Origin of the sequence: Endozoicomonas sp. (assembly GCF_051008435.1) — a bacterium.
GTDB lineage: Bacteria > Pseudomonadota > Gammaproteobacteria > Pseudomonadales > Endozoicomonadaceae > Endozoicomonas_A.
In genome coordinates this window covers 1-12,456 of the sequence record NZ_JBPCXO010000579.1, presented here as the reverse complement: position 1 = coordinate 12,456, position 12,456 = coordinate 1, and the positions used below count along the sequence as shown (strand labels likewise).

General features: G+C 47.1%; 10 protein-coding genes. 6 read left to right on the top strand and 4 right to left on the bottom strand.

Annotation, left to right across the window (positions count from 1 at the left end):
• Positions 1-173 (bottom strand): transposase (locus tag ACR2PX_RS29605; protein WP_434002941.1); only part of this gene is annotated, 173 nt, incomplete at its 3' end.
• Positions 174-770: 597 nt separating this feature from the next.
• On the opposite strand from ACR2PX_RS29605, the gene ACR2PX_RS29600 reads away from it, so the two are divergent.
• The 3 genes from ACR2PX_RS29600 (at position 771) to ACR2PX_RS29590 (ending at position 5,852) form a co-directional block, all read left to right on the top strand.
• Complete coding sequence (locus ACR2PX_RS29600; RefSeq protein ID WP_434002939.1) at positions 771-2,693, top strand: PrkA family serine protein kinase; 1,923 nt, start codon at positions 771-773, stop codon at positions 2,691-2,693.
• A gap of 275 nt (positions 2,694-2,968) precedes the next feature.
• Positions 2,969-4,252: a YeaH/YhbH family protein gene (locus ACR2PX_RS29595; protein ID WP_434002938.1), complete on the top strand. Its 1,284-nt coding sequence runs from the start codon at positions 2,969-2,971 to the stop codon at positions 4,250-4,252.
• Positions 4,253-4,277: 25 nt separating this feature from the next.
• A complete protein-coding gene (locus tag ACR2PX_RS29590) occupies positions 4,278-5,852 on the top strand; it encodes a SpoVR family protein (RefSeq protein ID WP_434002940.1) in 1,575 nt (524 codons plus the stop codon).
• A 21-nt stretch (positions 5,853-5,873) separates the two neighbouring features.
• Here ACR2PX_RS29590 and ACR2PX_RS29585 read toward each other — a convergent pair whose 3' ends face one another.
• Entirely contained in the window at positions 5,874-7,190 is a 1,317-nt protein-coding gene (locus tag ACR2PX_RS29585; protein WP_434002937.1) for an amino acid permease, read from the bottom strand.
• A gap of 448 nt (positions 7,191-7,638) precedes the next feature.
• Here ACR2PX_RS29585 and ACR2PX_RS29580 point away from each other — a divergent pair, with 448 nt between their 5' ends.
• The 3 genes from ACR2PX_RS29580 (at position 7,639) to ACR2PX_RS29570 (ending at position 10,307) form a co-directional block, all read left to right on the top strand.
• On the top strand, positions 7,639-8,790 hold the full coding sequence (locus ACR2PX_RS29580) for an FAD-dependent oxidoreductase (RefSeq protein WP_434002936.1): 1,152 nt from the start codon (positions 7,639-7,641) through the stop codon (positions 8,788-8,790).
• Positions 8,694-9,734, top strand: a complete 1,041-nt coding sequence (locus ACR2PX_RS29575; RefSeq protein WP_434002935.1) for a sulfurtransferase — start codon at positions 8,694-8,696, stop codon at positions 9,732-9,734. The genes ACR2PX_RS29580 and ACR2PX_RS29575 overlap by 97 nt, the downstream gene beginning before the upstream one ends.
• 276 nt (positions 9,735-10,010) lie before the next feature.
• Entirely contained in the window at positions 10,011-10,307 is a 297-nt protein-coding gene (locus tag ACR2PX_RS29570; RefSeq protein ID WP_434002934.1) for a cold shock domain-containing protein, read from the top strand.
• A gap of 338 nt (positions 10,308-10,645) precedes the next feature.
• Here ACR2PX_RS29570 and ACR2PX_RS29565 read toward each other — a convergent pair whose 3' ends face one another.
• The gene (locus ACR2PX_RS29565; RefSeq protein WP_434002933.1) at positions 10,646-11,206 is read right to left on the bottom strand and encodes a GMC family oxidoreductase; all 561 of its coding nucleotides are present in this window, start codon (positions 11,204-11,206) and stop codon (positions 10,646-10,648) included.
• 28 nt (positions 11,207-11,234) lie between these two features.
• Positions 11,235-12,308 (bottom strand): GMC family oxidoreductase, encoded by a 1,074-nt coding sequence (locus ACR2PX_RS29560; protein WP_434002932.1) that lies wholly within the window; start codon positions 12,306-12,308, stop codon positions 11,235-11,237.
• Between the last annotated feature and the right edge of the window lie 148 nt (positions 12,309-12,456).

Below are 12,456 nucleotides of genomic sequence, written 5' to 3'. Positions count from 1 at the left end.
CGGGTTCCTTTGAGTAAATCTGACCCTGTTGCCATAAGGGCTTTATGCTCTTCTATACGAACCTTGTTGACTGCATTACCCAAGTACTGGGCGACGTGAAATTTGTCGAATGCTATTCGCTCTCTCTCGGTGCTCAACTCTACCGTGGCCCCATGGATCTGGAGAACGGACACCGTATTTGTCAGGTTCTGGATCCATATGGCAACTCGATCGGAATTCGTGGCAGAAAAAATAATACCGCTGTGCAGGCTCTCTCTTAAACGCAATGAAGCACCGTACTTTTCTCTATCTACAAAATTCTAACCGTCGTTAAATCATGAAAATGGAACTGATCAAAACATCAGATTCGGAAAATTTCTTTTTCTATTTTGAACAGTACCTCTCTGAAAGCAGTACTAATGACTCTTACTTAAACAAGAACTTTATGCAAAAGAAAAATCAACTCTTAACAACAGGACATTTCAACGTTCAAAAATTTTCACTGGTGACTGTCTGAAAACCCCTTTAAGATGGGTAGATTAACCTTCTTGAAAATCTCAACTTTTCCCTTCTATATCAACAAGTTAACCACGCTTTGTCGTATAAGAAAAAGTCCTGAAAGCAGTAGACATTTATACGGATAATCTCTATAAAGTTAATTGTGATCAACACAAACAGAGCACCTGTACAAAAACAGTGTCGTGTTATTCGCAGCAACAATACAGTGCCCAGATAAACAAAAATATTAGTACGCCGATGATCATGGAGGTCATGGCGAGGGGGAGCCTGATATGTCTATATTTTCTCATTACCAGGAAAGGTACGAATCGACTCAACAAGAGGAGATGAGCCTTCAGGAGTACCTGGATCTTTGCAAAACAGACCCTGGTGCTTATGCCAATGCGGCAGAGAGAATGCTGTCAGCCATTGGCGAACCAGAAATTATTGATACGTCTCGTGATCCGCGTAAGAGCCGTATCTTTTCCAATAAGCTGATCAAGCGTTATCCTGCTTTCGAAGAATTCTACGGCATGGAAGAAGCGATCGAACAGATTGTTTCATACTTCAAACATGCTTCTCAGGGTCTGGAAGAAAAGAAACAGATTCTGTATTTGCTGGGTCCGGTAGGTGGCGGTAAGTCATCTCTGGCTGAGCGCCTTAAAGCCCTGATGGAACTGAAACCTTTTTATGCCATCAAAGGGTCACCCGTTTTTGAATCGCCTCTGGGGTTGTTCAACCCTGAAGAAGACGGAAAGATTCTGACCGAAGAATACGGTATTCCCGGTCGTTACCTGAAGTACATCATGTCTCCCTGGGCAGTAAAACGCCTGCACGAGTTCGGTGGCGATCTATCCAAGTTCCGCGTTGTTAAAGTTTACCCAAGCCGTTTGAATCAGGTGGCGATTGCCAAGACTGAGCCCGGCGATGAGAACAACCAGGACATCTCCAGTCTGGTAGGTAAAGTAGACATCCGTCAGCTGGAAGAGTTCTCCCAGGACGATCCGGATGCATACAGTTTCTCCGGCGCACTCTGCCGTGCTAACCAGGGTGTGATGGAATTTGTAGAGATGTTCAAGGCCCCTGTAAAGGTTCTGCACCCGCTGCTGACTGCTACTCAGGAAGGTAACTACAACTCTACCGAAGGTATGGGTGCTATTCCTTTTGAAGGTATCCTGCTGGCTCACTCCAACGAATCCGAGTGGCAGACCTTCCGTAACAACAAGACGAACGAAGCTTTCATTGACCGTGTAAACATCGTTAAGGTGCCTTACTGCACACGTATCAATGAAGAAGTCGGCATCTACGAAAAATTACTGGAACACAGCTCTCTGAAAGACGCGCCTTGCGCACCTGATACTCTGAGAATGCTGGCCCAGTTCTCCGTACTGTCTCGTATCAAGGAACCAGACAATTCATCCGTTTTCTCCAAGATGCGTGTCTACAACGGTGAGAATCTGAAGGACACCGATCCGAATGCCAAGCCTTTGCAGGAATATAAAGATGCAGCAGGTGTTGATGAAGGCATGGATGGTCTTTCTACCCGTTTCGCGTTCAAGATTCTGTCCAAAGTCTTCAACTTCGACTCTACTGAAGTAGCGGCCAACCCGGTACACCTGATGTACGTGCTGGAACAACAGATTGAACAGCAGCAGTTCCCGGATGAAATAAACGATCGCTACATGCGCTTCATCAAGGAATACCTGACACCTAAATATGTTGAGTTCCTGGGCAAGGAAATTCAGACCGCATACCTGGAGTCTTACTCCGATTACGGTCAGAATATCTTTGACCGCTACATCACTTATGCTGACTTCTGGATTCAGGATCAGGAGTTCCGTGATCCGGATACCGGCCATATTCTGGACCGAGGAGCCCTGAATGATGAGCTGGAGAAAATCGAGAAGCCAGCTGGCATCGCTAACCCGAAAGACTTCCGTAATGAAGTGGTTAACTTTGTCCTGCGTGCCCGTGCCAACCACGAAGGTAAAAACCCAAGCTGGTTGAGCTACGAGAAAATGCGTGCGGTGATCGAGAAGAAGATGTTCTCGAATACCGAAGACCTGCTGCCAGTGATCTCCTTCAACGCCAAAGGTTCGAACGACGATCAGCGCAAGCATGCAGACTTTGTTAAACGTATGGTTGAGTATGGATACACCGAAAAACAGGTTCGTCTGCTTTCCGAGTGGTACATCCGGGTTCGTAAGTCTCAGTAAAACCTTTAGCGGTTTATAAAGACCGTTTAAAGATAGCTGAGAAAGAGCGCCGCTATGCCAAAGAGGCCTGGCGGCGGCTCATGATGAACCACCACGGCGCCTTAACGGGCGCTTCTGCATCTTGTTTTACCTGACAAGCCACCATTGTAGAAGTATGTCGTTTTTAGGATAAGTGGTTACTTTTCAACAAAACGACATTGCCATGGTAGTAGCAAAATAGTCCTGGATTAAACCAACAGCCAGGCCTATTGAACAGTACCCAAGGAGAGCGTCCTATGAGCATAATAATTGACCGACGCCTCAACGCGAAAAAGAAAAGTACGGTCAACCGTCAGCGTTTCCTGAGGCGCTATAAAGGTCTGGTAAAAGAGGCAGTACAGGATGCTGTCGATCAACGCTCCATTACCGACGTTGATAGCGGCAGTGATATCAGCATTCCCAAGAAAGACCTGTCAGAACCGGTTTTTCACCACGGTCAGGGTGGCCGGACAGAACAAGTACACCCAGGCAATAAAGAATTCACCGCCGGTGATCGATTCCAACGTCCTGAAGGCGGTGGTGGTCAAGGCAGTGGTGAAGGTGAAGCCAGTAACAGCGGTTCCGGTGAAGATGATTTCATTTTCTCCATCAACCGCGAAGAGTTTCTGGAATATCTGTTTGAAGACCTCGAGCTGCCGAACCTGCTTCGCAAAGAGCTTAAGGATTCTACCGACTTTAAACTGAAGAGAGCCGGTTACACGACCGCTGGTTCACCGGACAGACTGAACGTAGTACGTTCCCTGAAAGCAGCCCACGCCCGTCGTATTGCTCTTTCCGGTAAAGAAAGAAAAGAGATCCGCGCACTGAAACGCCAGCTGCGTGAGATGGAAGTGAGCCCTGAAACCAATGATGAGGTTTTACGACAAGAACTCAAGGATCAAATCACTGCACTGAACAGTAAGCTCAAACGCCTGCCGTTTATTGACGAATTCGATCTCAAGTTCAATAACCTGGTAAAAGTGCCACAGCCTTCCAGCAAGGCCGTCATGTTCTGCGTAATGGATGTTTCCGGCTCCATGACCCGGGAAATCAAGGACATTGCCAAGCGCTTTTTCCTGCTGCTCTATCTGTTTCTGGAGCGCAACTACGAGAAGATAGAAGTGGTGTTTATCCGTCACCACAGTGAAGCCCGTGAGTGTAACGAACACGACTTCTTCTATGCCCGGGAAACCGGTGGCACCGTGGTATCTTCTGCATTAACACTGACAGACGACATTATTACGGACAGATATTCCCCCAATGAGTGGAACATCTATGTTGCTCAGGCTTCAGATGGTGACAACTGGGAAGCAGACTCTGCCAAGTGCCGCAATATTATTATCGACAAGCTGTTGCCACTGACCCAGTACTACTCCTATGTAGAAATAACTGACCGTCACCATCAGAACCTATGGCATGAATACAAAATGATCGAGAAAAACCACGCCGGTCACTTTGCCATGCAACAGATTCGCAATGCCGGTGATATTTTTCCAGTCTTCCGCAAACTGTTCGAAAAGAAGGAGGATCAAAATGCCTGATATGGAACGCCATGAGCAGGAAACGATGTCTTCTCCCGATGCGCCACTCCACACGACTGATGTGGAAAAGCCATCCAGTCGTCGTGCAGAGCCCATTTCCAAAGGCTCTGAGTGGACCTTTGAACTGCTGCAAGAATACGACAGAGAACTTGCGAAGCTGGCTGAACGCTTCAAGTTAGACACCTATCCTAACCAGATAGAAGTGATCAGCTCCGAGCAAATGCTGGATGCCTACGCTTCCGTTGGCATGCCACTGATGTACAACCACTGGAGTTTTGGTAAACAGTTCCTTAGCAACCAGAAAAGTTATCAGCGCGGACAGATGGGTCTGGCTTATGAGATTGTGATCAACTCCAATCCCTGCATCGCCTATCTGATGGAAGAGAACACCATGCCTATGCAGGCCCTGGTTATTGCCCATGCCTGTTACGGTCACAACTCTTTCTTCAAGGGTAACTATCTGTTCAGACAGTGGACCGATGCGGACTCGATTATTGACTACCTGCTGTTCGCCAAAAACTATATTGCTGAGTGCGAAGAAAAACATGGTGTCGATGCCGTTGAAGACCTGCTGGACGCCTGTCATGCGCTGATGAACCAGGGTGTGAATCGCTATGAGCGTCCTCGCCCTATTTCACCGGAAGAGGAAAAAGCACGAGCCAAAGAGCGTGAAGAGTATATTCAGCGTAATCTGAATGACCTCTGGCGAACCATTCCTCTGCGTGAAGATAACGAGGTAAAACAGACCGAGCGTTATCCAAGGGATCCGGAAGAAAACATTCTCTACTTCATCGAGAAAAACGCACCGTTACTGGATACCTGGCAGCGTGAACTGATTCGGATCGTTCGCAAAGTCGCCCAGTATTTCTATCCACAGCGCCAAACTCAGGTGATGAACGAAGGCTGGGCTACTTTCTGGCATTATCACCTGATGCACGAAATGTATAACGAGGGCCACATTACCGAAGGCTTCATCATGGAGTTTCTGCACTCGCACTCCAACGTGGTGTTCCAGCCTGACTTTGATGATCCTCGCTACAGTGGCATTAACCCATACGCACTGGGCTTTGCCATGTTCCAGGACATTCGTCGGATCTGTGAAAACCCGACGGAAGAAGATCGACACTGGTTCCCCGATCTGGCCGGTTCAGACTGGCTGGAAACCGTTCACTTCGCCATGAAGAACTTCAAGGACGAAAGTTTCATCATGCAGTACCTCTCACCCAAAGTGATGAGAGACCTGAAACTGTTCTGCATTGACGACAATGAATCCAACCCGTTCCTGGAAGTCAACGCTATTCACGATGAAACAGGTTATCGGAAGGTTAGGGAATCGTTAGCGGCTCAATACAATCTGGGTAACCGCGAGCCTAACATCCAGGTTTACAGTGTGAACACCCGGGGTGATCGTTCCATTACGCTGCGACACTTCATGCACCAGGATCGCCCGCTGGAGTCTGACAGCAGTCGTGAGATCATCAAACATATCCACAGATTGTGGGGTTTTGATGTACATATGGAGTCTGTTGATGAATGGGGAGGCGTAAAAACCATTTACGGCTTACCCAAACAGGAAACAGAAGAGACCGAAGCTGCCTGATCCCATCAGACTGTCATAGTATCAACCATGAGCCGGATCCTTCAGGGGATCCGGCTTTTTATTGCCCCGATGCTGAAACCAGTAAAGCGCTCCACCAAAAATCACCAGCACCGTCCCATAAAACAATACCGGGTACCCCGCACCACTAAGACCAAGAAGGCAGTAGCACGCAGAAAGTAAAATGATGATCAGCCAGCCTGGCGTCAAACCCTGAGGCTTTCTTCTCTGAATTTGAAGGCAAGACAAGCAGGCAAAAAAATAGGCCAGCAGCATAATGTATACCGCGATCAGAACAATAAATTCAAAGTGTTTCTGGACCGTAGGCTCAGCGGTCATCAGCACCAGAATAGACATCAGGATGGCGGTGATGAGCAATCCCTGCCAGGGAGAACCAAAGCGGTTCAAAATGCCGAAACGGGCAGGCAGAAGGCCATCCGCAGAAGCGACACGAGCCACCTGGGAGTGCATCAGAATCCAGCCATTCAGACTGCCAAAACAGGCGATGACAGCCATGGCACTGACCATTTCACCCGCCCATTCACCCAGCAAATAGCGAGCAGTAATAGAAAAGGGAGCAGCACTGCCTTGCAGCGCTTCATTAGGGACAATACCCATCATGGCCGTGGTGCTGAGTATGTAAAAGAGTGCCGCCAATAACGTGCCAAGCAAAGTGGCAAAGGGGACATCCCTTCTTGGATTTTTCGCATGCCCCGATAAATTGCAGGCTGATTCCAGGCCAATAAATGACCACAAGGTGAGCGTGACCGATTCTGAAAAGACCTTACTTCCAGGTTGATCTGTGACGTTAAATGACTGGGTAATATTGTTGAAGTCGAATTGTGTCCAGCCAAGAGTACTCACCAGCAGGACGGGAACCAGCATGCAGGATGCAGTGACTATCTGAAACTGGCCAATGATGCGGATATCGGTCATATTCAGCAGACTAAGGCTCCATACAACCGCTATAGCTGCAAATGATGCCATCCACTGATCTGTCAAAACCGGAAAAAAATAACTCAGATAACCCACACCACTGAGTGCCACGGCAATATTACCAATCCAAATGGCCACCCAGTATCCATACACGACTTGAGAACCCACGTAGCGACCCAAACCGGTACGAGTGAATGAATACAGACCAGAACCCGACTTACAGTCTGCCCCCAGCCGAACAAATACCAGAGAAAGCATGACTGAGCCGATGACGGTTACTACCCAGCCCAACAGAATGATGGAGCCATAACTGGCCAGAGATGAAGGCAACAGAAAGATACCGGCCCCCATCATATTTCCGGTCACCAGCATAGTCAGTGGCAACAGGGATAACTTTCCAGACACCAAAGGCACACCCTCTGTCATATAACTCTGACGAACATGAAAAGAATTTTGTTTTTATCTCAAAACAGCTTTGTTATTCCTTCGGGTAGCTGGGTATCTATTCCTGAAAACTGCAAATTTAACCGTGCTCTAAAGTTATGACAGTTTAGACTATGAAGCGTTCTACAAAGTTTTCCGGATGTTAAGAAATATCCGCATTGCTTCAGCTACGGCCTTGTAGCAAAGACGATAAAAAATAAATTAATCATGACAAGCCCACATCACAAAAAGTAAATGGATCTAAGGTTTGTTCTTTTTTATAACGGACAGACTCTTACTTCCGTATAAAAAACCCACTGAACACGAAGCAGCTATGACGAAGAAAAATACTTTTCACGATACAATCAAGGTCAGACCTTTCAGGATCTGATGATTTATAAATGATGAACATAATGATTGAGACGCAGGAATGAGTAAAAATATTCAGCCCACGGTTGTCTTGGCTGGCGGGGGCCATACTCATGCGCTTTTTCTGAAAAAGCTGCAGAAGTCAAAAATGCCACCTGCCCGTTTCATCCTCGTTTCTGCCAGTCGTTACACGCCCTATTCAGGGATGCTACCTGGTGTTATTTCTGGCCAATATACCGCTGAACAAGCCCATATTGACCTTGAATCCCTGGCGAATGAATCAAAATGCACATTTATAAAGGCGACTCTGTCGGGTGTCGATGCCGAGGCAAATGAGCTAATCCTTGAAAAGGGTGACCGCCTCCATTATGACCTTCTCTCCATCAATACAGGCTCGACCCAGGCTCGAGTCATTGACGTAAAAGACTGTATCAGCATAAAACCGATCCAACCTTTTCTGTCCTGGCTGAACCACCCCCTGCCTGAACAGATAAAGCAGAACAGTAGTTTCAATCTAGCTATCATTGGCGCTGGCGCAGCAGGTGTTGAGGTAGCACTGGCTCTTCATCAACGCTTTCGGAGCCTTGATCAACTCAAAATACATATCGTTACTGCCCGTGGCATCCTCGCAGGTCATCCGCTGAAAGTTCAGAAAATGGTTGCCAAGGATATTAGGCAAAAACAAATAAACGTTCATAATAATTTTCGGGTAGCCCGAGTCAATGATAAAACTCTGATCAGTGATCAGAACGAAAGCCTGCCCTATGATGCCTTGATTCTTGCCACACCGGCTGCGCCCTCTACCTGGCCCTCTGAAAGCCAACTGGCCACAAGCCCTCAGGGATTTATCCAGGTGAATCCCTCGCTGCAATCTATAAGCCATAAGAATGTTTTCGCCTGTGGCGATATAGCCGAATTCACACATTCCAGGCTGGCCAAGTCCGGCGTTTATGCGGTTCGACAGGCCCCGACCCTGTTTCAAAATATCCGCTTCATGCTGGAAGGGAAAACGCTGGAACCTTACCAACCCCAGAGTCATTCTCTCTCTCTGCTAAGCTGTGCTGACGGTCGGGCAATTGCTTCAAGAGGCTGGTTCAAAGCCAGGGGACGTTTAATATGGCTGTGGAAAGATTGGATCGATCGACGATTTATGGCGCAATTTCCTCTGCCAGAATCGGGCTCAATGAAGTTCAATGGTTCCGATCAAAACTAAACCTTATAAAAATTTCACTGATTCGGCAGAAGCCTTCGGCTCTTCTGCTTCTTATGTTGTCAGCTGCACTGTCAGATCCAGCTCACTCAAATGCTCTGATCAATCTTGATGACCTTGAGAAAAAGATCCAGCAACCAGGTCATTGGCTTATTCTGGATGTACGTCCCAGAATCAGTTACATGCTGGGTCACATCCCCGGTGCCCACAATGTCTGGCGCCCTGCTTTTCAGGCTGATGAAAATGATTACCCCTACTCCGGCATGAGAGCCAGCCAGCATAAGCTGTCCCAGCTGTTGAGCCGTCTGGGAGCCACCCCGGAAACAGACATTATTCTTTATGATGATCAACAGGGAATGGATGCAGCCCGCCTTTGGTGGATACTCAAGTTATATGGCCATGATCAGGTCTCTATTCTGAACGGAGGCCTGACAGAGTGGGAAAAACAAAAGAAAAAACTCAATTTTAAATCACCTAAAGCGCCCCAACGATCAAATTATTCGTTCCGTGGCACACCTCACCCTCAATGGCTAGCTGAGCTGGATCAGGTAAAGTCGATACAGAAAAAAGAGAACGCCATTCTTGTTGATGTCAGGAGCCTGGATGAATTCACGGGTAAAATCAGAAAATCCGGCGCTCATCGTCATGGCAGAATTCCTGGCAGTATCTGGTTTGAATACAAACAGACCGTCAATGAAAAGGGATTTCTTGATAAAGAGCAATTAAGTCGTTTATTCCACAAAGCAGGAATCACACCGGATAAGGAAATTATTATTTATTGTCAGTCCGGTGTGCGTTCCGCTCATACTCTGTTTATTCTCTCTGAAATTCTTGGATACAAAAAGATAAAAAACTACGACGGTTCATGGATTGAATGGTCCTGGATAAAAGACTTACCTGCAGCACAGGGTTCCCCTGAAAAACCGAATAAGCCCCATAAATCCTGAGCGGTATAATTAATTCACAAAAATACTGCGGTAACTATTCCCGAAATTCAAAATAGGCTGTTATCTCGCGTCAAGATGGTCTTATAATAGGTTTAGCTCTATATGGAAATGTAGGCTGTACTATTAGCTTGAAAATTTTCAAGCCGAGAAGACATCACCAAGAAAGAGCTCTGTGACAAGGATGATACAGAATAAAAATGTGACTAAAAATAAAACAACAAGGGTTGCAGTTTCCCGGCAGTTCCTTCAATGTAAATAATGTAGGAATCGCGCTGTATGGAAGCGACCAAGAAGGAAATGGAAGCTATGCTGGAAGGTACAGTGAAGTGGTTTAACAATCCCAAGGGATATGGGTTCATCCAAGCCCAGGAAGCCACTGAAAATCAAGACGTGCTCATACATTACTCCGTTATTGAAATGGACGGCTTTAAAACCCTGAAAGCCGGACAACTTGTGCAATTTGAAATTGGCCAGGGACCCAAGGGGCTAATAGCCACTCGTGTTATTCCTAGTGGTGGAGAAAGCACAGGCCAGAGCACACAATCTTCCCAGGAAGAATCTTTGCCAGCCTGACTGTTATTGTCGGTCCAGGGACGGTGTCACCCGAGGCTTTGCCTTGTTGAAGAAGAACGGGTGACATAAGTCTGATACTGGCCTGGAAAGGAATGCACCTTTTAATCGGGTAGCAGATACTGGGTATAGACGAACCTCTCAATCCGAGAACCGGCTTTAAACCAGTATGCTTTCTGATCCAGGTATATAACTGCTCATTTGACGGTCTACAGATCGAATTAATGAGGCAGGGAAATGCTGTGTTTTGATAAGTGCCATGCGTGTCACTCATCAAAAACACACTGTTTCTCCTCTTGCACCAGGCCTAAGGCGTGGAGCAAGAGACATTGATTAAAATCTCAGACCGCAACCTCTTCTGTCACTGAACTCTTTTCAGACTGAGCTTTTGGCGAGTGTTCAGCAAGAATCATAGCAGCTGCTTTCTCCGCAATCATAATTGCAGGTGCATTGGTATTCCCGCTGATAAGGGTTGGCATGATTGAAGCGTCAACCACTCGCAAGCCTTCTAGCCCATGAACTTTCAGTCGGTTATCGACAACAGCCATGTCATCAACTCCCATCTTGCAGGTGCCCACAGGATGGTAGATGTGATTAGCATTATTTCTTATATAAGACTCAAGCCCATCATCACCCTGTACATCAGATCCTGGTAGATACTCCACTCCTGCATAGCGGGACAGCTCAGGTGATTGGATAATCTCTCTTACTCTTTTAACCCCAAGGATCAGACAGTCCATATCAGCCTGTTTTTCCAGAAGATTCAGTTCAATCTCTGGATCATCAGTGGGCGATGCACTTTTAAGGGATACACGACCACGGCTATTTGGCCTCAGGACACAGACATGAATCGTAAAGCCATACTGGAGGTTTCTCGAGAGTTTACGCCCATGATCTTCCATGGCTACCGGTATGAAATGCAGTTGCAGGTCAGGCCTTTCGACATCTGGTGAAGATTTTATAAAACCGCCAGACTCCGCCAGACTCCGCCAGACTACTGGCCAAAAAGCCTTCCTTTTTATGGATGTATTTCGCTATATCCTTTATTCCTCTTACCATCCCTAAAGGTCTGCCAAAAGCAACAGATGAAGCCGTCTTGTCATTAACTACCACCAGAACATCAGGATGCTCCTGAAGGTTTTCACCCACACCCTGCAACTCATGCAAGCAGTCAATATTATGAGAATCCAGCTTTTCTCTGGAACCGATACCGGAAAGTAGCATTAACTGGGGAGAGCCAAAGGCACCGGCAGAAAGAATGACTTCTTTTCGAGCAAAGAGCTTCCTTCTGACAACACCTCGAACGATTTCAACACCTTTCGCTTTTTTGCCTTCCAGAATAACCCTGGCAGTTTGACTATCCGTCATGACGGTCAGATTGGGCCGATCGATTACAGGGTGCAGATAAGCTGCGGCTGAGCTGCATCTTTGCCCCTCTTTCTGCGTCACCTGATACCAGCCAACACCTTCCTGATCTGCACCATTAAAGTCCGGATTGTCTTTTTCTCCTGCTTCTACCGCCCCTCTTATAAAGGCCTCGCTTAAACAGTGTTGACTCCTGGGATCGGCAACATTCAGAGGACCACCGGTTCCATGAAACTCAGAAGCTCCTCTCTCCTGATTCTGGGCTTTCCGGAAATAGGGAAGCACCTCATTAAAAGACCAGCCTTCATTCCCCTGAGCAGCCCATTGATCGTAGTCTTGCTTTTGCCCTCTGATATAGAGCATGGCGTTGATGGAGCTACTGCCTCCCAGGGTCTTTCCCCGGGGACAATAAATATCCCGGTTATTCATGGTGGACTGCTTCATGGCATTCAGCTGCCAGTTATGCATGCCATGAGGCACAGTGACCGCAGCTCCGGCGGGAATGTAGACCAATGGAGATTTATCACTTCCGCCTGCTTCTACCAGACAGACCTGATGATCAGGATTTTCAGACAGGCGGTTGGCCAGAACACAGCCTGCAGAGCCTCCCCCCACAATGATGTAGTCGAACTCTGTCATATAAATCACTTTATTATTTTTGGCTCTTCAGGGGTATCTGTGGGTAGGAATGAACAATTTCGAGGATAAAAGGGCATCGACAGCTGACTTTTGATAGTTTTTGTTGAAGGACAAAAAAACAACAAAAGCCGCCGCCGATGCTCATAAA